Here is a 19,546-nt window from a genome sequence, read left to right as displayed (position 1 = left end):
ACCGCGAACCGACCACATCACTCCTTACCCACTACAAACCCGGAAGAGCCAAGATGCTAACGCCCAGAGAGAATACCGTCAGACTCAGTCGTTAACCGGCAGCGTGGCAGTGTCCGGGAAATAAGGGGTAACTCCAAAAGCAAATGGGATGCAAAGTTTTTGTTGTCTTTGCGAATAAACACGGGACATTCCCAGTGCGCTAAATCAAATTATTTAGATAAAGAACAGCTGTAGAGGTTGAATCAAACACTTTAAGCCCGACTTCCTTGCATGTAGATTTTATCACATTCACCATTTCTGGATCTTCGATATAGCGATCCCATTTCAGCCCGTGTGGTGACCACAGTGCCTTTTTCCGTTCCGTCTTTGATGTTTGGGGATTTAATCCTCTTGCCACAATTCCCTCAGGGTCAGCCCAGAATGCACCAATAACAATCCCAATAGCACCGGCCTCTTTTGCTAAGTATACTATTCGTTTTATTTCATCTAAAGGAACATCATCTGGCAGCAGAGGTCTTAAATTAATGAGTATTGGGATTCCCGCATCTGAAAGATTTTTTACAGACTCAAAGCGTTTATCTGGTGTCGGAGCATATGGTTCTAATTTTGAAGCACTTTCCAAAGATGTAATTGTAACCAACCCACTCAAGTTATATTTGTTTTCAATTTTAACTTTCCTTAATATTGAAAGAGCCTTTGCTGTTTCTTTTGATATATGAGCTTTGGTAGAAAAACCAATATGCACAGGCAACCATATCAAATTTGTTATTATTCCTAAACCAAGTTCCGGGTTTAGAAAAGGATCATTATCGTATCCCAATTGTGCTGTAATTGTTATTCCTGGATTTTGTTTGCATACCTCCGCTACTAATCCCGCAGTGCGTTTTGGATCTGGTTCACCAAAATACACATCATGCCGTTTTGTGTAACAATATCTGCACCTATATGCGCACCTACCCCCAATTGGAACTAATACCCGTCCCTCCTCAACCTTTAAACATTCTGGAATGATCGATCCAAGTTGAAGGATAGCCGCAATCGCATTCATTCTAGTATGAGGGAATAATCTCTTTTTGTTATCTAAGTCATGCAAACCAAACCATTCGATAGGCCCTTCTTCGCCCGATGGGGCTACTGCGTAATCAAGTGGTTTGCAAAAATAGACCATGTTTATATGGACATGCCTGGGACGACCAACTTCCTTAATTTGTTCATATTGAACAAATCTGGGACTCGGGACCTGACAAACCGTCTCATCCTCACCGTATAATTCCCCAGAGGCAATGATTTCCGCGTTCCATCCGGTTTCTTCTCTTACCTCTCGGAGCACTGCTTCATGCAACAATTCTTCAAATACTAAATCGTTAATCCCTTCTATGGGTTTGCACAATTCCGATTTAGATTTAGTTTTAGTTTTGACATGCCCACCTGGAGGCAACCAGTGCTTTAAATCCTTATGATTGATAAGGCAGACTTTGTCATCTTTAACAAGATATGCCGAAACCACTATTTCAACAGGCAACCCCTTAAAAACGCCTAAATTTGCCAGATATTTATCAGCTGGATAGAATTTAACACCCGCCTTCACCAGTCCTCCTATTCGGCTTGATATTTATTAAAACTAAGGGAGAAATATTCTACAACAATAGTCCATATTTCCCTGGATATACCTTCAATACTTTTCATATTATTAGATTCATTACAATTAATAAGCCGATAGCTGTCGTTGTTATTGCACAATTCCAAATATGCACTGCGAACATTACCTAGATAGTGCTCATCTGCTTCATGTAAATCCTTATTTAATTCCGTGTAACTCCTGCTCTTCTTCTTTAGCACCTGGATCGACGCTAGTTCCACGGGCGCATCCAAAACCAACACTAAATTTGGTTTCGGCTGCCCAAGAACATCATGCTCAAGCTCATCTATCCATTCAAACATTTGATAGACATGATTGCGATCAGCTAGTTTTGATGCTTGGTGAGCCAAATTTGATGGTACGTATCTGTCAATAACCATAAATTCATTTTCGTTTATATTATGCTTGTTAAAGTAGTCCCACCGGTCAAAAGCATATAGATTAGCTACAAGCTTCGGATGAATATCATTTAGAGAACCGTAGCGGCCATTTAGATACTCAGCGATCATTTTACCAAAAAAACTATCATATACCGGGAACGATACGAGGGATGCCGATAGCCCGAAGTTTATCAAATTATCATGCAATATCTTACTCTGCGTTCCTTTGCCAACCCCATCTATACCCTCAATAGCTATAATCACAAGACAACCTCTTATAATTATTATTTGATTTCCGACAGCCAATTAACCATATTATGCAGATAACCAACAGGTTGATTAAATCTAGTCGCAATAGAATCAAACCTATTTTGCCTCAGATTTTCTGGCAGCATAGCGATGCTATCAATATGGTACTTTAAATACGATAGCAACTCTAAGAGAACGATAGGGTCTCTTGCTATACCTTTCGTCTCCTCTTTTAAACCATCCACGTAAAAATGCTTATTAAAATCGATATAACTTAATTCACTTTCTGAACGATCCTCTTTATCACCATAAAAGCCCACAACCCTACTGTTGTACCCATCATTACTATTTATCATAACTTCTCGCTGTTTATATATGAATTTCCCGCTATTTGGCCCCCACAAAGAAACCGCGTCCATACTTGCTAACAACAGCCAATCGTATGAATTAAATTCATCAACTATATTTACGATTGATTCTCTAGGCATGTCAGGAGTCTGCCATATACTGGCTAATACATTGATAATATTTGATAGCTCAGTATTAATATTACATTGTGTTGTCATTTTTCTTCCTCCCAAAAATATATTAAAAACATCCACAATGAACAAAGACACTCTTTACATATTGGTCAACATATTGATAAACAACAACATTTATGGCATTATTCGTGATGAATTATCCATGCCCTTATTCACCTACCTGCCCTTTTGCGTGTACGCACGGGGGACCCGCAACCTAGTCCCAGTATACCCATTTCGCACAAGAATGGTAAGTGAGGCATTCGTTATTCCGTCTTTTTTAGATCCACCAGTGATGGCAAAAACAGTTCCAATCCACCCGCTGAGCGCCCCCCCCAAGACGAGAATGGTTTACGGCATCGCTGTTTCGGCGGCGCTAATTATTTTGACCAGACTTGACCTGCTCGTGTGCGGTTTCTGAGGGAATAATATTTACAACACGAGCCCCTTCGAAAATATCGTTCATCCGCTCCGAGTTATTTTGAGCTGGTTGCCTGACTTCTTTGGGCCAAGTGGCTACAGAAACGGGGAACTCCAGATTATATTAAATCGCTACTCTATCCAAATATTTTGAGTCCAGACGATTGAACGCTCAATTTCTTTGCCATATTAAAGAGAAACTTCCCAGCCCCTTTATTTAGGCGTGTTATATACGCTATCTTGCCTCTTACAGATCTTATCTCTTTTTTTGAGACACCCAACCCCTCGCGTTGCCTGTCTAATAGTTGCTCAATGATCGCCCGTGTTTTTTTTATCATCTCGCTCGGCGCATCCAATTTGCTATTCACCCGCACGCCAGTTACAACCTGCTCAGTACTTCTTGGCATTATTATAGTTTTCTTTGGGTTGACTGCAAATCCCGCTTGATGAACTATCCTGTCTATCGTCCGGCTGAATTTCTTTATATATACAGGACCGGACAACGTTGAGTCGTCTACATACTGGTCATATCTAGCGCCATGACAACCAGCCATACTATTAATTCTTTTCGCTGTTTTTTCAATAATTAGAGCAGAAAGGATTGTACTGGTCGGTGAACCTTGAGGAACAGCACCATCTAAAGTTGTTAATCTAGTCAATAGTCTGCCTACATCAGGAGAGCATTCTAAACGTGTACAAAATAAGTCATACACCTTATGACTTTTTATACTTGGGAAAAAGTCCTTCAGGTCTATTTTTAAGACCATGGGTTTATTTACATGGGATTCCGCATTCGTAATATTCGAATGCTTTTTTCGGCCACCGTGTATATACTGAGGGAGAGAAATGCGCTGAAGAAGAGCTTGTAGTCTATCAAGTATACTCCGGAGACGACCTATCGGCTCGGCAATAGGCCTCACCTTGCCATTTTTGATCTTGGTAAATCTTTTGTAATAGGAATCAATGGAACTGCATATCTTTTCAAGCTCTAATGGATTGGTACCTAGGTGATGACACAGCGATTCAATACTTTTTATCCGTATTGTTATTAATTCTTTTTTCATTATGTCAACTGCCTTGCTATTTATCATAGAGCAAATTCAACTTTATCCCTACAAGATCAACAAATAGCTTCCGCAACTCAGCGTAAACATCGCTATCATCTGATCCTTCACCGATCAGCAGTAACGGCAGTGGGACATTAAAGTATTTGGAAACAGACTTCAAAAAAGTTAAGCTTGGCTCCCTCTTGGAGTTTTCGATCTGAGAAAGATAAACGCGAGACACTCCAGTTTTATCTGCCAATTCTAGTTGTGTTATGTCTTCCGTTTTTCTAAGCAGCTTTATAATTTTCCCAGTCTTCATACGGCTCCTTCTGGGATGAAATGCAGTTAAGTAAAGAATGGATTATCTCCACCAGCCTCACGAGGAACGATAGGATTTTCAACACATCGGCATCCTGTCGTTCGCGCATCTGATTCTCGGCTACAATCGCCTTGATGCACTTAGCACGTTCGAGCGCTTGTGCGCAATCCACCGGACTGGAACGACCTTCCGATTTTAGGCATTCGTCGATGTATTCAAGTTCGTCGACTAACCGTTGAATCTCCTTAATGACGGAAGACGTTCTACTGCCGGCTTGAGACCGTGACTTCAGCTTTTTCATTTTCCTCACCCCCTTTCTCGGTTGTTTCAGTCCGAGTTCCTGCTATTTGCAGGAACCTCTCCACATAACTGATATGCATCAATATTTCAGACAGAACAAACAAGGACCAACCTGAAATATCTTGCATATGTGCTCCAACCACACTCAAGCGCCCTGAAAACTACAGGAAGAAACGGGTACCGCTTCACCTGCTACGAAAACCCGTGGACACAAGAGACGTAACCATCCACCGACAACTGTGACAATTTCTGGCGCAACCGTACAAGGCCACACCACCATGACAGTCGGGAAGATCGGGACGCCAAGATGCGGTTGAAAGCACCTTCCCCTTTAGGAGAAGCGGCCCCTAAAATCAGAAGCCCATCAAGTTCGCCTAAAAACGGCGGGAGAAAGGGTCTTTCGTCTCAAGCCAACAGACTGTTGCTACCCCCTTTCAATTTTCTCCATGGGTCTCCATGGGCAAAAAAATTATATGCAAGCGAGAACATAATGTCAACTTATATTAACATTCTGCGAATCGTAATTTCTTGGAAATGGCCAAGCCGTTGACCATCACCGGGATAGCGTGGACGGTTCGGAGCGAATTCCAAGTTGGGCAGGTTCGCAATCTTCCGACAATACGGATACGATTCTTGAGGTGGGAAACTCAGGGATATGCTCTGCTTCGAAAAAATCGCTTAATCGCTCCAAATATTTTTGGGCGGGTTGCCGTCTGCTGATTTCCCATCCCCACAAAGTCGTCTTGTCTATCTGAATAGCCTTCGCCAGTTGACCCTGCGTCAATCCCAACGCTTCCCGAGCTATTCGAATTTTTTCTCCGATGGATTTCTTTTCCGGCTCGTATGGCATATAGCCCAGAAATTCGATGATGCGTGGAAGGAAGATGATAGACGGGGAAGCGTTGTTCGTCTCCCAATTAAAGACCGAAGACTCATCGGCTCCGAGCCTGTTCGCAACCTCCTTCTGATAGAGCTTCGCATCGAGCCGCTTCTTACGGAGATGGTCTCCCCAGGTGGTCAGAGTCGCAGGATAGGCGGGAGAGGTGGATTTCCGACCCTTTAGGGTCAACTGGCAGAAAGGCAACGCAGGAATGCCCTTGCGGAAACGCGGGCAACCCCCGCCGCATCTGCCGTTGCCCGCCGGGGCTCCGGGCGGCCTATGCCCGGAAGTTTTCGGGGCCCATCCTCGACCGGATCGACCTGGTGGTGGCGCTCCAACCGCTCCCGGGCGCCGACTGGGCCGATGCGCCCGGCGGGGAGCCGTCGGCGGTGGTGCGCGCACGGGTCGCGTCGTGCCGGTCGCTCCAGCGCCGGCGGGATGCCGGGCAGGCGCCGCCCTCCCTGGCGGGCATGGCGGCGTCGATGCGGCCTGAGGCCAGGACGTTCCTGGCCCGTGCGGCCGACCGGATGGCGCTGTCGGGGCGGGTGCTGGGGAAGGCGTGCCGGGTCGCCCGGACGATCGCCGACCTGGCCGGCGACCGGGACGTGGCGCTGCCGCACCTGGCCGAGGCGCTGCAGTACCGGCTATCGGAATTTTCCGGGGAGGAGGGGAGCTAGCGCTTGTCGACGATGTCCCAGAGCACTTTTTCGACGTAGTTGCGGAAGCCGTGGATGAAGGAGCAGCGGCGGTGGAAGCGGGCGAGTGATCCGGCGAAATAGAGGCCCGGGACGCTCGACTCCCCGGTCGCCGAAATGACCGGGAAACCGTCCGCATCGGCCCGGACGCCATCGCCGTCGATCGGGAGCCAGCCCGGGCGGTAGCCGGTCGCACACACCACGTCGTCGAACGTCTCCCGATCGCCGCCCGAGAAACGGACCGTGCCGCCGTCGATCGCCGCCGGCGGATCCGCCTCCCGCACCTTGATGATCCGGAACTTGATCAGCTCCTTGAGGAGGCTCTCGGACGAGCCCCGGATATCGTCGAGCCGTCCCGACACGCTGAAATAGGAGAGCGGGTTGCGGGTGCAAAGCGTCACCGAGGCCGCGGTCCCGGCCAGCCCGATGGCCAGCTCGGCCGCCGAGTTGCCGCCGCCCACCACGAGGATCCGCTGGTCCGCATAGGCCATGCAATCGATGAAGTCGTGCGAATGGATCACCGCGGGATTGCCCGCAATGCCCGGAATGTCGGGATAGACGGGCTCGGACGCCCCGCCGGTGGCGATCACCAGGAACCGCCCGGTGAGCTCCCCCCGGGTCGTGTCGACCGAGAAGCCGCCCGGAACGCGACGCGCGCCCGTCGCCAACGTGCCGCCCTCGACCCGGATCCGGCTCTCGCGGACGTACGATTCCAGGTAACAGAGGAAGTCTTCCCGCGAGGGAAAGGGGCGTTTCGTCCCGGGAAGCGCCCAGATGGGGCGATCCAGCGTCAGGGAGGTCCAGTCGGTGCCGGGTACCGCGGGCGACAGAAGCATCAATCCCCGGCGCATGTCCCGCCACGCCTGGGCCGCCCTTCCCCGCTCGAGGAGGCGGTAGCGGATCCCGTGTTGCTGTAGCATGTTCGCGAGGAGCAGCCCGGCAGGCCCGCCCCCGATGATGACGACGTCGTTGCGCACGGATCCAATCTACCACAAGCGACCGCCCGGATTTCCCGGTTGACATGTGGGCCGGCGTCCCCTATATTACTTATTTCCTATCGATCCGAATGGAGGATTTACATCATGTATGCCGTGGTCCGTACAGGCGGGAAACAGCTCCGCGTCGCCCCGGGGGACGTCGTCAACGTCGAATTGCTTCCGGTCGAGGCCGGCGCCACCGTCGAACTGACCGAGGTTCTGCTCGTCTCCTCCGAGCAGGGCACCACCGTCGGCACCCCTTTCGTCCCCAACGCCGCCGTCGTCTGCAAGTCGATGGGCGACGGGAAGGCCAAAAAGATCCTCGTCCACAAGCACAAGCGCCGCACCGGCTACGCCCGCAAGGCAGGCCATCGGCAGCCGTTCACGCAGCTTACCATCTCTGAGATCCGGATCGGCTAAAGGCCGGCCGGAAGGAGTCGACTCATGGCGCATAAAAAAGGCGTAGGCAGTTCACGCAACGGACGCGACAGCCAGAGCAAGCGGCTGGGCGTCAAGAAGTTCGGCGGCGAGCTCGTCACCGCCGGGGCGATCATCATCCGCCAGCGGGGCACCGCGGTGCACCCGGGCGACAACGTCGGCATCGGCCGCGATCACACGTTGTTCGCCCTCATCCCGGGGCGCGTTCAGTTCGATCGCATGGGCAAGGACCGCAAGAAGGTTTCTATTCTCGCGCTTTCCTGAACCGTAACACCCTTTCATGCACTTTATAGATGAAGCCACCATCACCGTCCGCGCTGGAGACGGCGGACGGGGATGCGTGAGCTTTCGTCACGAGAAATACGTCCCCATGGGCGGCCCCGACGGGGGCAACGGGGGCAACGGCGGAAGCGTCGTCCTCAAGGTCAGCACAAACCTCTCCACCCTGCTCGACTTCCGGTACCGCAACATCTTCAAAGCCAAGCGCGGCACGCACGGCAAGGGCAAGAAGATGCACGGCGCCAACTCCCCCGACACGATCATTGCCGTTCCGCCCGGAACCGTCGTGCGCGATGCCGAGACCAACGACCTCCTGGCCGATCTCACGAAGCAGGGACAAACGTTCGTGGCGGCCGCAGGCGGACGCGGGGGGCGCGGGAACGCCGCCTTCACCTCCTCGGTCAACCAGGCGCCCGACTGGGCCAAGCCGGGACGTCCCGGCGTCGAGCGACGGCTGCGGCTCGAGCTCAAGCTGATCGCGCAGATCGGCCTCGTCGGCCTTCCCAACGCCGGCAAGTCCACGCTGCTGTCCCGCATCTCGGCAGCCAAGCCGAAAATCGCAGACTACCCTTTCACGACGCTTTCGCCCGTGCTGGGCGTCGTGTCGCATCACGACGAGGAATTCGTCGTGGCCGACCTGCCGGGGCTGATCGAGGGCGCCCACTCCGGCGCGGGGCTCGGGATCCGTTTCCTGAAGCACGCCGAGCGCACCGAGGGGCTTGTCCACGTGGTCGATTCGGCGCACGAACCCGAGGAAATCGTCGAGGCCTACCGCACGATCCGGGAAGAGATGGAGCAGTTCAGCCCCGAGTTGGCCGCCCGGCCCACCCTGCTCGTTTTCAACAAGATCGACGTCACGGGCGCCCGCGAGGCGGCCGATGCCGCGCAGCATATCCTCGGCTACCCCGAACGCGACGTCCTCTACATCTCGGCGGTCACGGGCGAAGGAATCCCCGCGCTGCTCGACGGGCTCGCGGCACTCCGGAAAAGGCCCCCTTATGCCCTCTGACGATGCCGGGATCCGCGCCGCCTTCTTCCGCGGCCGCAAGACCCGCCGCGTCGTCGTCAAGCTCGGGAGCGGCATCCTGACCGACGCGTCGCTGGGTTTGCGCGAGACGACCATCCGGCGGCTGGCCGATCAGGTCTCCCGCGCGTGGGACGACCCGGGCATCCAGTTCGTCATCGTCACGTCCGGCGCCATCGCCGCGGGACGCAAAAAGATGGGGCTGGCCGAGAAGCCGCGCACGGTTGCCCTCAAGCAGGCCGCGGCCGCGGTCGGGCAACCCACCCTGATGCGCGCATACGAACGCGCCTTCGACAAGCGGGGCCGCCGGGTGGGACAGCTCCTGCTCACGCACGAGGACTTCGAGGACCGGCAGCGCTACCTGAACGCGCGCAACACGCTCGAGACGCTCCTGTCGCAAGGCATCGTCCCCATCATCAACGAGAACGACACGGTCGCCACAGAAGAAATCCGGATGGGCGACAACGACGCGCTTGCGGCGCTCGTCACCCAGATGGTCGGGGCCGGGCTCATGGTGCTGCTCACCGACGCCGACGGGCTCTACACCAAGGACCCGAACCGATTTCCGGACGCCCGGCGGATTCCCGTCGTCGAGCGGATCGACGATGCGATGATGGCGCTGGCGGGCGCCACGCGCGCCGGGTCGATCGGCACGGGCGGGATGGCCTCGAAACTTTCCGCCGCACGCGTCGTCTCATCATGGGGAACCCCGGTCATCATTACCTCTGGTTTCGCGAAACGGCCGGTGCTCGATGCCATCGAAGGCCTCGACGCGGGCACGCTCGTACTGCCGCAGCCCAGGGTCCGGGCGCGAAGCCGGAAGATGTGGATCGCCAACGCGCCGCACGTCGCGGGCATCATCACGGTCGACGACGGCGCGCGCGCCGTGCTCCTGAACGGCGGCAAGAGCCTGCTTCCGGCCGGCGTGATCGCCGTGTCGGGCGAGTTCGGCAAGGGCGACGCGGTATCCGTGTGCGATCGCCGGGGCGTCGTCTTCGCCCGCGGCATCGCCGGCTGGTCGAGCGCCCAGGTCGCCAAGGGGCAGGGGTACAAGAGCGCCGAGATCGGCAAGTTGCTCGGCGCCGGCGTGCCGCCCGAGGTCATCCACCGGGACGACCTGACGATTCTCCCCGCGGCGCGGCAAGCCGACGCCCGGAAAAAAGGAGACAAACCCTCATGACGACATCGACGCGCAGCGTAGCCGACATCTGCCGGGCAGCCCGGAAAGATTCCGCGATCCTCGCCTGCGCCGGCACCGCGCAGAAAAACCAGGCGCTCGCCGCCATGGCCCGCGGCCTCGTCGACCGCGCCGCGTGGCTCAAGGACGAAAACGCCAAGGACATGGCCGCTGGCCGCGCCAAGGGACTCTCGGCCGCCATGCTCGACCGGCTCGCACTCACCGACGACCGGATCCGCCAGATGGCGGCGGGCATCGACGAGGTGATCGCGCTGCCCGACCCCGTGGGCGAGGTCGAAAAGATGGGGCGCCGCCCGAACGGCCTCTGGGTCGGCCGGATGCGCATCCCGCTCGGCGTCATCGGGATCATCTACGAGTCGCGGCCCAATGTGACCGCCGACGCCGCGGCGCTCTGCGTCAAGTCGGGCAACGCCGTCGTGCTGCGCGGCGGCTCCGAGGCGATCCATTCCAACACCGCCATCGCCCACGTGCTTCGCGCGGCGCTGGCCGATGCGGGACTTCCTCCCGACGTGGTGTCGGTCATCGAAAGCACCGACCGCTCCGCGATCGACGAGCTGCTCGTCCAGGAGGAATTCGTCGATCTCATCATCCCGCGCGGGGGCGAGGGGCTCATCCGCAGCGTGGTCGAGAAGTCGCGCATCCCGGTCATCAAGCACTACAAGGGCGTCTGCCACAGCTACGTCGACGCCGAAGCCAACATCGACCAGGCGGTCGCCATTTGCGTCAATGCAAAGGCACAGCGGCCGGGCGTCTGCAACGCGATGGAGACGCTGCTGGTCCACGAGGCGATCGCCCCGGCCTTCCTCCCGGCCGTCGCCGAAGCGATGAAGGCGGCGGGCGTCGCCCTGCGCGGCGATCCCGAGACGATCCGGATCGTGCCGGGCACCACCTTGGCCACGCCCGAAGACTGGGACACCGAATACCTCGATCTCATCCTCTCGGTCAAGGTCGTTCCCTCGATGGACGCCGCCATCGAGCACATCCGCCGGCACGGGTCGCTCCACACCGAAGCGATCCTCACGCAGAATCACGCGCGGGCCATGCGCTTCGTCCGCGAGGTCGACGCCTCGCTCGTGCTGGTCAACGCCTCCACCCGCTTCAACGACGGGTACCAGCTGGGGCTGGGCGCCGAGATCGGGATCAGCACGACCAAGCTGCACGCATTCGGCCCCATGGGCCTCTCCGAGCTGACGACAACCAAGTTCATCGCGTTCGGCGACGGCCAGATCCGGAGCTGAGGCGCCTTGAACGCCCCGGAGACGGCTCGCCCCCGGATCGCCCTCTTCGGCGGGACGTTCGACCCGTTCCACAACGGGCACCTGCGCATGGCGATCGAGGTGAAGGAGCTGTTCGGGCTGCCCGAGATCGTGCTGCTGCCGGCGCACAAGCCGCCGCACAAACCCGGTCGACCGGTGTCCGACGCCGCCAGCCGTCTGGCGATGACGCGGGCGGCGGTCGACGGCCTTCCCGGCTTCGCGGTGTCCGACATCGAACTCCGTCGCGAGGGGCCCTCCTACACGGTCGACACGGTTCACGCGTTCCGGGACGCGAACCCGGGGGCCGACATCCTGTTCGTGCTGGGCGCCGATTCGTTCGCCGAGATCGGAAGCTGGCACCGGAGCGACGCGCTCCTCGCCGCGTGCGACTTCATCGTCCTGCCGCGGCCCGGAATCGCCCCGGGCGAGCTTCTCCCGCCCGGCGTCCGTGTTGAACTCGAAGAGCCGCATTGCTATAGTTGGACGGGAGCATCCTATCGGCTGCCCGGCGGGAAAAGGGCCTACTGCCCCTCCGTTCCGGGGCTCGACATCGCCTCCAGCGCCGTCCGCGACAAGGTTCGCTCCGGACGTTGCATCCGGGGCCTGGTCCCATACACGGTCGAACGCCACATCGTCGACCATCGACTCTATCTCGACTGACGGAAGGAAGAACGGCCATCGAAACCCGTGATCAGCTCCTCAAATGCGCGTCCCTTGCGGCCGACAAGAAAGCCCTCCAGGTCCGGGCGATCGACGTCCGCGAAATCGCCGGCTTCACCGACTATTTCCTGATCTGCTCCGGAAGCTCCGACCGGCAGGTCACCGCGATCGCAGAGACCATCCACGAAACCATGAAGCACGACGGGCTCTTTCCCGTCGGCACCGAAGGCGTCACCGACGGCCGCTGGGCGCTGATCGACTACGGCGACTTCGTTGTCCACGTCTTCCTCGACAGCGTGCGCGAGTTCTACAACTTCGATCGCCTCTGGAGCGCGGCGCCCGAGATCCCGCTGCCCGAATCCGAGTAGGAGGACTTCCCTTGGCCGTGCGGTTGCTTTTTCTGCTGTTTGCCGTGATCCTCGCGGCGTTCGGCTACATCTCGCTCCTCAACGGCCAGCACGTCTCCTTCTTCCTCTCCAACACGCGTCAGTTCGATCTGACGGTCAGCGAGCTCGTCATCCTCGCATTCTCGCTCGGCGCGTCGATCGTCGTGCTCGGGACCATGGCCAAGGACGTCGCCGAGGCCTCCAGGGGCTGGAAGGAGCGGCGTGAGCGGCAGCGGCAGGAGACGGCGCGGGAGCGCGTCGCAAAAGCCTCGGGGCTCTTCCGTCGCGGGATGCTCGACGAGGCGGCCAAGGAGCTTTCCCGCAGCCTCTCCGTCAACGCCGACGACCGCGAGGCGCTCGAACTGCTCGCGTCCGTCGAGATCGAGCGCAAGAATCCGCTCGAGGCCGCCAAGGCGCTGACCCGGCTGCGGCAGAACGACCCCACCGACCTCTCGGTCCAGTTCCGGCTCGCCGACCTTTACCGATCGATGAATGATATCGACACGGCGCTCTCCCTGCTCAAGGCGGCCGAAAGCTTCGAGGGCGAGAACCCGCGCGCGTGGATCGCCATCCGCGATCTCTACATCCAGAAAGGCGACATGCTGCCGGCCTACGAGGCGCACAAGAAGGTACTGCGCTTCCAGGGCAAGGATGCCCGGCCCGCGGATCAGGCGCTCATGACCGCGCTCCGGTACGAGAAGGCGACTGTCCGCATGGCCGAAGGCCGCACCGACGACGCCGAGCGGCGGCTGCGCGAGCTGGTCAAGGAACACCCGCAATTCGTGCCCGCCTGGGTGGCGCTGGCCGGGCTGCTCCAGGACCGCGGCAAGACCGCCGAGGCGATGGAGCTGCTGGCGCAGGGCTTCAAGGCGGCGCGAAATCCGGTGATGCTCATCAAGATCGAGGACCTGGGCGTCGAGTCCGAGCAGCCGCAGCCCGTCATACGCATCTACACCGAGCTGCTCCAGCAGTTTCCCGACGACGCCGACCTGCACCTGTTTTTGGGAAAGTTCTACCTGCGGCTCGAGATGAACGACGAGGGGTTGGAACAGTTGTTGAAGGCCGAGTCTCTCGAGCCGGAACGCGAGTCGCTCCTCATCCTTCTCGCGGAAGCCTACCGGCGCAGGGGCCGGTATGAATCCGCAAGCCAGTATTTCCAGCGCGCCTTCGGCTACAAGCGCCGTTTCCTCATCCCCTTCCGCTGTTCCTCCTGCGGGAAGGCCACCATCAAGTGGTCCCCCCGCTGCCCCGCCTGCGGTAGCTGGGGCGCATTCGCCATCGACCACGGGCGCAAGGAGTACGCCGTCCCGGCCACCGCTCGCTGACGCGCTGCTTTCCGCCTGCCGCGCGGCCACCGCCACCTGCCGAGCAGGACTCTCGCCGCTTTTCGCCGAGATCGTCGGGCTGCGGTCACTGCTTCCGTCACCCGCTGTCGATCTTTCCGCAGCCGCCGTCGAAAACTGGCCCGGCTGGGGAGGCGAGGAATGCCCCGTCTGCGGCGCCTTTACCGACGAAGGGGCGTCGCTCGCCCCGCGCCATTGCCCCCGCTGCGTAGTGTCCCTTCCCCCCTTCCGGGCGGCCCGCTCGCTCTTTCCTTACGAGGGAGCGGCCGGCGAGGCCATCCGGGCGATCAAGTACGGCGGTGCCCCCGCGCCCGCCGCCGCGATCGCCGATCGTCTGCTGGCCGACGGCATCCGGGGACGATGGGCCGATCTTTTTCCCGAGGGTTGCCGTTTTTGCGTGGTGCCCGTGCCCATCCGCCCGTTCAAGTACCTTCGGCGCGGATTCAACCTGCCGACGCTGGTCGGCGGCGCGCTCGCCCGGCGTGCCGGGTGGCAATGCGCGCCGGCGCTGCTCGAACGCGTCTCCGAAACGCGGCCGCAGGCGGGGCTTCGCGTCTCGGGACGCCAGGCCAATGTCGTGGGCGCGTTCCGGGTCGCGCGCCGGGTCCGGGAAGCGCCCGAAGCGGTCCTGCTGCTCGACGACGTCTACACCACCGGCGCTACCGCCGAGGCGTGCGCCCACGCCTTGAAAAGGGCCGGTTCGCAACTTATAGTGGTATTGACCATTGCCCGCGCCGTCCGAACAAACCCGCACGCCCCGGAGTCGCGATGAAAAGCGCTTTTACCGCCGCCGCCCTGCAGTTCCAGGTCGACCTGGGCGAGGTCGACCGGAACGCCCGCAGGGCCTTCGGCCTGATCGCGGACGCCGCCCGCAAGGGGGCGAAGCTGTGCGTGCTCCCCGAGATGTGGAGCACCGGATTCGCGAACGACCGGCTTCTCCCGCTTTCCGGCAGCACTCCCGGCATCGTCTTCGAATTGCGCAAGCTGGCCGAGGCGCACGGCATGGTCATCGCCGGCTCGCTTCCAGAGCGGGTCGGCCGGTCGGTCTACAACACGATGATCGTGATCAACGCCAACGGTGTCATCACGGGGCAATACCGGAAGACGCACCTGTTCAGCCCGTCGGGCGAGCACAAGGCGTTCCGGGCCGGCGCCTCGGCCGGCGTCATCCACACCGACCGGGGCGTCGTCGGGCCGCTCATCTGCTACGACCTCCGCTTCCCCGAGCTTTCGCGAAAATATTACATGGAAGGCGCCACGATCTTCTGCGTCTCGGCGCAGTGGCCTACCGCCCGAAAGAGCCACTGGGACGCGCTGCTTGCGGCGAGGGCGATCGAGAACCAGTTGTTCGTGGTGGCAGCCAACGCCGTGGGGCAGTCCGGCGAGTTCATCTTCCCCGGCGGCTCCGCGATCATCTCCCCGCTGGGCGAGCGGCTCGCCGAGGGCGTCAACGAGGAAGCGGTCGTGACCGCGCAGATCGACCCGGCCGAGGCCGACAAATTCCGCAGGAGGATCCCTTGCCTCGAAGATCGCAACGAACGGGCCTACCGGAAGACCCGCCCAAAAAAATAATCTCCCGCACCGCGACCAAGGCGCTCTTCTCCCGGCTGCGGGCCGAGGGTCTCCGCATCGTCTTCACCAATGGCTGCTTCGACATCCTGCACGCCGGTCACGCGCAATACCTGCGGAAGGCCGCGTCGATGGGCGACGTGCTCGTGGTGGGGCTCAACAGCGACGCGTCGATCCGGCGGCTCAAGGGGGAGGGGCGTCCGGTGCAAATACAGCGCGACCGCGCCTATCTGCTCGCTTCGCTCGCCTGCGTCTCGTTCGTGGTGGGGTTTGCCGAGGATACGCCCGAAAAGCTGATCGAAGCGATCGTCCCCCACGTCCTGGTCAAGGGGGCCGACTGGAAGAACAAGGATATCGTCGGCGGAGCGTTCGTGCGGGCGCATGGCGGCACGGTGAAGACCATCCGATTCCTGGCCGGCCGCTCCACCACCGCGATCATTGCGAAGTCCCGGGGGGCGGACGACGCCCCAACGAGTTGCGGCTGAGCCCCCCTAGGGAGCCTGGCGGCGCAGCGCTGCGAGGAACAGGCGAATCTCCTTCCGGGTGGTGAAGACCCCGGGGCTGACGCGGACCGTGCCCTGCGGGAACGTGCCCAGCGTCTTGTGGGCGTTCGGGGAGCAGTGGAGGCCCGAGCGCAGGAGAATGCCCCCGTCGCGCTCGAGCCGGCGGCAGACGTCGCCCGGGTCGGCACCCGACACATTGAACGAAACGGCGCAGGAGCGTTGGTCCGGCGTCGCCGGGCCGTACAAGGCAATCCCCGGAATCGAGCGCATCCCGTCGATGAGCTCGGACAGCAGCGCCACCTCGTGTTCGCGCACCTTGCCGACTCCCTTCCGCAACAACCAGCCGAGCGCCACCGAAAGCCCCGCGATCCCGACGCTGTTGGGGGTGCCCGATTCCATGCAGTCGGGATAGAACTCGGGCTGGCGATCCTCCTCGGATCGACTGCCCGTTCCGCCCTCGATCAGGGGGATGAGCGGGACCCCTTCCCGGACGAACAGGAATCCGGTGCCCTGAGGCCCGAGCAGCCCCTTGTGGCCCGCAGCCGCCAGCATGTCGGCCGGCAACGCCCCCAGGTCGATCGGCACGGAACCGGCGGTCTGGGCAGCATCGATCAGCGTGAACACGCCCCGCGCCCGCGCGGCGGAGACGATCGCCGCGACCGGCTGGATCGCGCCGGATACGTTCGAGGCGTGGGTTACGATCACGAGCCGCGTCCCGGGCCGGATCGCGGCCGCCATCGCGGCCGGATCGACCGTCCCGGTCGCGTCGGCGGAAACGATCGTCAAGGCGACCCCGGCGTCCTCGAGGCGGCGCAACGGCCGCATGACCGCATTGTGCTCCACGGAGGTCGTGACGACGTGGTCTCCCGGACGGAGAAGCCCCTTGATCGCCTGGTTCAGGGCCGCGGTGGCGTTTTCGGTGAAGACGAATCGGGAGCTGTCGCGAAAGCCGAACAGCTCGGCCAGCCGCTCGCGCGCCGTAAACAGGTCGCGGGCCGACCGGATCGAAAGGACGTGGCCGGACCGGCCCGGGTTCCCCGCGCGCCCGATAGCCTCCGCCACGGCCTTGGCCACCCCGGGCGGCTTCGGCAGCGAAGTGGCCGCGTTGTCGAGATAGATCATGGGCGGACGCGAGGGCACGCGGTCACGACTCGGACGGGATGATGAGGACGCGGCCCCGCCGGATCTTCTGGCCGTCCTTCAGCTTGTTGCGCCCGGAGATCTCGGCGGCGGAGACGCCGTATTGCCGGGCGATCTTTTCGAGCGTCTCCCCTTTCCGGACGATGTGGCGGATCGTCTTCTTCGCAGGCGTCGCGGCGGCCGATTCCCCCGAACCCTCGACGACCGCCTTCGCGGCCTTCACGGCCGCCGTCTCCATGGACTTGCGCCGGGGCACGGCGCCGTTTCCGCCGTCGCCATCTTCCGGGCTTCCGAGGATCGTCTGGCCCACGTCCTCGTCCGCCCCACGTCCGGGGATCTTGAGACGGACGCCGGCCTTGACCCGGGCGCCGCCGGCCAGCCCATTGGCCTTGGCCAGCGCAGACACCGAGACCCCGGCGCGCTTGGCGATTTTCGTCAACGTGTCGCCCTTGCGCGCCTTGACCGTCCCGCGGCCCTTCCCGGAATTCGCGTGATGGCGGCCCATCTTCCCCCGCCGCCCGTCGTCGGACCGCATCTGCGCCGTCTGGATCTGGCTGACGGACAGCTCCCTGCCCGGAATGGCGTCCTCCGGGCCGAGCCCGGTCACGGGAATCACGAGCTTCGCGGATTTCCGCAGGGCGTTCCCGCTCAACCCGTTGAGCTCCCGGATGACCGCGGAGGAGGTATCGTACCTTTCGGCCAGCGCGTCGGCGGTCTCTCCCTTGGCTGCCGTGTGGAGGATGAAGGTGACCCGGGCGTCCTCGCGGATCTCGTCGAGATGCTCCTGGACCACCTTGCCGTAGCTGCGCGGGACCCGAAGCTCGTACGATGTGCGGTTCGGCGGGGTGCAGAAGCGGCGGAGCTCCGGGTTCCACTCGCGCAGCGATTCGTAAGGGACGCCGATGATCTCCCCCAGGACGGTCAGGTCGATGCCGCCCGGGACCGTGACCTTGTCGAACTCGAGCGGCGATTGGTACTCGACCCCCCCGAACCCGTATTTGTCGGGCTCCTTGGCGATGGTCTGCGCGGCCAGCATCTTGGGCACGTAGTCCTTGGTCTCCTGCGTCAGGTAGCCGTACTTGATGAGCTGGGCGTATTCGTTTGATTTGTATCGGTCGACCGCCCGGGAGATCTTCCCCTCGCCGGCGTTGTACGCCGCGGTCGCGAGCTGCCACGAGTCGAACATGCCGTAGAGGTCGCGCAGGTAGGACGCGGCGGCATGGGTCGACTTCTCGTAGTCCCTGCGCTCGTCGGCCCACCAGTCGATCTTGAGCCCGTACCGCTTGCCCGTCTCGGCGATGAACTGCCAGGGGCCCGCCGCCTTCGCGACGGAATAGGCCTTGGGGGAAAAGCCGCTCTCGATGAGCGCGAGATAGATCAGGTCGCCCGGAAGCCCGTACTTGTTGAGGATGTCCTTCATCAGCTTCGCGTACTTGCCCGAGCGGGACAGGTAGGTCTCGAAACGGTTGCGACCCCCCGACTGGAAGTAATTCATCCACTTTTCGACGCGGCTCCCGAGCCCCTCGGGGATGGGATTCCTCTTCTTTCCTCCCTCGCCCGGCAGGGACTCGAAGATATCGCGTGCGGCCGGCTCGGCGTCCTCCTCCCGCCCTCGCAGGACCCGGAGATCGACCTCGACCGGCGACAGGACGACGTCGGGCCTTGGCGACGGCGCGGGGGGCGCAGCGATGACGGTCGGCACGAGCCCGGGGGGCGGCGGAGTCGCCGACAGCACCGGGGGCGGCGAAACCGGCAACCGGGACGGCACGGATGCGTTCGGGGACGTCAGGGGCGACGGGAGGTACACCGGCGTCGGCGCAACGGGAGACTGCGACGGAGGAGCGGTGGGGGGCTCGGGCTGCGACGGGGGGGCGGCGGACGGCGATGAAGGCGGCGAAGGAGAAGCCGGCGAAGGCGCCGCGGGAACCGAGACGGGCGGATTCTCAGTCGCATCCGCCGCCAGGACGGGTTGGAACGAGAGAACGGCCCAGACGGCGAAGGCGGGAACAGCGAGCTCGAACCCCTTCCGGAAAAGCCTGCATATGGTCAACGTCAAAAAGGAACCTCTTGGTATTCGCCACCGCCGAGCTGCCGATGGACGGAAGCGGGCAGAAGCGGAATGGCGCCCAAAGTTTCGAGAGCCAGCGCCAGCGCTTGCTCAGGGATGCGGACGGCAAGGCCGCAATCGGAGGTCAGCCGCCGCGGCACCGGAATGAGCCGGATCGGGATGCCGGCATGCTTCAACGCCTTTTCGGCCGAAAGCACCTGGTGGGTTCCCCGGAAGATCATGACCACCTCCGGGCTTTCAGAACGACCCAACGACA

23 protein-coding genes are annotated in these 19,546 nt (G+C 60.2%); 12 read left to right on the top strand and 11 right to left on the bottom strand.

Going from position 1 to position 19,546, the window contains the following annotated elements; all coding sequences use genetic code 11:
* Window positions 1-199: 199 nt before the first annotated feature.
* The 7 genes from VGK27_05545 to VGK27_05515 all read right to left on the bottom strand — a co-directional run bounded on the left by VGK27_05545 (window position 200) and on the right by VGK27_05515 (window position 5,958).
* Entirely contained in the window at window positions 200-1,588 is a 1,389-nt protein-coding gene (locus VGK27_05545; protein ID HEY3489572.1) for an NUDIX domain-containing protein, read from the bottom strand.
* An 8-nt stretch (window positions 1,589-1,596) separates the two neighbouring features.
* The gene (locus VGK27_05540; GenBank protein HEY3489571.1) at window positions 1,597-2,283 is read right to left on the bottom strand and encodes a hypothetical protein; all 687 of its coding nucleotides are present in this window, start codon (window positions 2,281-2,283) and stop codon (window positions 1,597-1,599) included.
* 20 nt (window positions 2,284-2,303) lie between these two features.
* On the bottom strand, window positions 2,304-2,834 hold the full coding sequence (locus tag VGK27_05535; protein ID HEY3489570.1) for a hypothetical protein: 531 nt from the start codon (window positions 2,832-2,834) through the stop codon (window positions 2,304-2,306).
* Between the two features lie 512 nt (window positions 2,835-3,346).
* The gene (locus VGK27_05530) at window positions 3,347-4,273 is read right to left on the bottom strand and encodes a reverse transcriptase family protein (protein HEY3489569.1); all 927 of its coding nucleotides are present in this window, start codon (window positions 4,271-4,273) and stop codon (window positions 3,347-3,349) included.
* Between the two features lie 16 nt (window positions 4,274-4,289).
* On the bottom strand, window positions 4,290-4,574 hold the full coding sequence (locus VGK27_05525; protein HEY3489568.1) for a helix-turn-helix transcriptional regulator: 285 nt from the start codon (window positions 4,572-4,574) through the stop codon (window positions 4,290-4,292).
* Entirely contained in the window at window positions 4,543-4,875 is a 333-nt protein-coding gene (locus tag VGK27_05520) for a hypothetical protein (GenBank protein ID HEY3489567.1), read from the bottom strand. Before VGK27_05520 ends, VGK27_05525 begins: the two co-directional genes overlap by 32 nt.
* Before the next feature lie 552 nt (window positions 4,876-5,427).
* Window positions 5,428-5,958: a helix-turn-helix transcriptional regulator gene (locus tag VGK27_05515; GenBank protein ID HEY3489566.1), complete on the bottom strand. Its 531-nt coding sequence runs from the start codon at window positions 5,956-5,958 to the stop codon at window positions 5,428-5,430.
* 122 nt (window positions 5,959-6,080) lie between these two features.
* Here VGK27_05515 and VGK27_05510 point away from each other — a divergent pair, with 122 nt between their 5' ends.
* Entirely contained in the window at window positions 6,081-6,431 is a 351-nt protein-coding gene (locus VGK27_05510) for a hypothetical protein (protein ID HEY3489565.1), read from the top strand.
* Here VGK27_05510 and VGK27_05505 read toward each other — a convergent pair.
* Entirely contained in the window at window positions 6,428-7,426 is a 999-nt protein-coding gene (locus tag VGK27_05505) for an NAD(P)-binding domain-containing protein (protein ID HEY3489564.1), read from the bottom strand. The genes VGK27_05510 and VGK27_05505 overlap by 4 nt on opposite strands.
* A gap of 105 nt (window positions 7,427-7,531) precedes the next feature.
* Between VGK27_05505 and rplU the strand changes: the two genes are divergently transcribed.
* From rplU to rfaE2, 11 genes are all read left to right on the top strand, one after another.
* Window positions 7,532-7,846 (top strand): 50S ribosomal protein L21, encoded by a 315-nt coding sequence (gene rplU / locus VGK27_05500; protein ID HEY3489563.1) that lies wholly within the window; start codon window positions 7,532-7,534, stop codon window positions 7,844-7,846.
* Window positions 7,847-7,870: 24 nt separating this feature from the next.
* A complete protein-coding gene (gene rpmA, locus VGK27_05495; GenBank protein ID HEY3489562.1) occupies window positions 7,871-8,128 on the top strand; it encodes a 50S ribosomal protein L27 in 258 nt (85 codons plus the stop codon).
* A 16-nt stretch (window positions 8,129-8,144) separates the two neighbouring features.
* Complete coding sequence (obgE, locus tag VGK27_05490) at window positions 8,145-9,152, top strand: GTPase ObgE (GenBank protein HEY3489561.1); 1,008 nt, start codon at window positions 8,145-8,147, stop codon at window positions 9,150-9,152.
* Window positions 9,142-10,347: a glutamate 5-kinase gene (gene proB / locus VGK27_05485; protein ID HEY3489560.1), complete on the top strand. Its 1,206-nt coding sequence runs from the start codon at window positions 9,142-9,144 to the stop codon at window positions 10,345-10,347. The genes obgE and proB overlap by 11 nt, the downstream gene beginning before the upstream one ends.
* Complete coding sequence (locus VGK27_05480; GenBank protein HEY3489559.1) at window positions 10,344-11,603, top strand: glutamate-5-semialdehyde dehydrogenase; 1,260 nt, start codon at window positions 10,344-10,346, stop codon at window positions 11,601-11,603. Before proB ends, VGK27_05480 begins: the two co-directional genes overlap by 4 nt.
* Before the next feature lie 6 nt (window positions 11,604-11,609).
* On the top strand, window positions 11,610-12,281 hold the full coding sequence (gene nadD, locus VGK27_05475) for a nicotinate-nucleotide adenylyltransferase (protein ID HEY3489558.1): 672 nt from the start codon (window positions 11,610-11,612) through the stop codon (window positions 12,279-12,281).
* Window positions 12,212-12,649: a ribosome silencing factor gene (gene rsfS, locus VGK27_05470; protein HEY3489557.1), complete on the top strand. Its 438-nt coding sequence runs from the start codon at window positions 12,212-12,214 to the stop codon at window positions 12,647-12,649. Before nadD ends, rsfS begins: the two co-directional genes overlap by 70 nt.
* Before the next feature lie 17 nt (window positions 12,650-12,666).
* Window positions 12,667-13,992 (top strand): tetratricopeptide repeat protein, encoded by a 1,326-nt coding sequence (locus VGK27_05465; GenBank protein ID HEY3489556.1) that lies wholly within the window; start codon window positions 12,667-12,669, stop codon window positions 13,990-13,992.
* A 229-nt stretch (window positions 13,993-14,221) separates the two neighbouring features.
* A complete protein-coding gene (locus VGK27_05460; GenBank protein ID HEY3489555.1) occupies window positions 14,222-14,782 on the top strand; it encodes a hypothetical protein in 561 nt (186 codons plus the stop codon).
* The gene (locus VGK27_05455; protein ID HEY3489554.1) at window positions 14,779-15,582 is read left to right on the top strand and encodes a carbon-nitrogen family hydrolase; all 804 of its coding nucleotides are present in this window, start codon (window positions 14,779-14,781) and stop codon (window positions 15,580-15,582) included. Before VGK27_05460 ends, VGK27_05455 begins: the two co-directional genes overlap by 4 nt.
* Window positions 15,528-16,064, top strand: a complete 537-nt coding sequence (gene rfaE2, locus VGK27_05450) for a D-glycero-beta-D-manno-heptose 1-phosphate adenylyltransferase (GenBank protein ID HEY3489553.1) — start codon at window positions 15,528-15,530, stop codon at window positions 16,062-16,064. The genes VGK27_05455 and rfaE2 overlap by 55 nt, the downstream gene beginning before the upstream one ends.
* Window positions 16,065-16,070: 6 nt before the next feature.
* Here rfaE2 and VGK27_05445 read toward each other — a convergent pair whose 3' ends face one another.
* The 3 genes from VGK27_05445 to VGK27_05435 are packed head-to-tail and all read right to left on the bottom strand — an operon-like array spanning window position 16,071 to window position 19,511.
* The gene (locus tag VGK27_05445) at window positions 16,071-17,222 is read right to left on the bottom strand and encodes an aminotransferase class V-fold PLP-dependent enzyme (protein ID HEY3489552.1); all 1,152 of its coding nucleotides are present in this window, start codon (window positions 17,220-17,222) and stop codon (window positions 16,071-16,073) included.
* Between the two features lie 4 nt (window positions 17,223-17,226).
* A complete protein-coding gene (locus VGK27_05440) occupies window positions 17,227-19,278 on the bottom strand; it encodes a LysM peptidoglycan-binding domain-containing protein (GenBank protein ID HEY3489551.1) in 2,052 nt (683 codons plus the stop codon).
* Window positions 19,275-19,511: a DUF3343 domain-containing protein gene (locus VGK27_05435; GenBank protein HEY3489550.1), complete on the bottom strand. Its 237-nt coding sequence runs from the start codon at window positions 19,509-19,511 to the stop codon at window positions 19,275-19,277. Before VGK27_05435 ends, VGK27_05440 begins: the two co-directional genes overlap by 4 nt.
* Window positions 19,512-19,546: the final 35 nt, after the last annotated feature.

It is taken from the genome of Candidatus Deferrimicrobiaceae bacterium, from assembly GCA_036504035.1.
Taxonomy (GTDB): Bacteria; Desulfobacterota; Deferrimicrobia; order Deferrimicrobiales; family Deferrimicrobiaceae; genus JANXPS01.
This window is presented reverse-complemented; position numbering and strand designations above follow the sequence as displayed.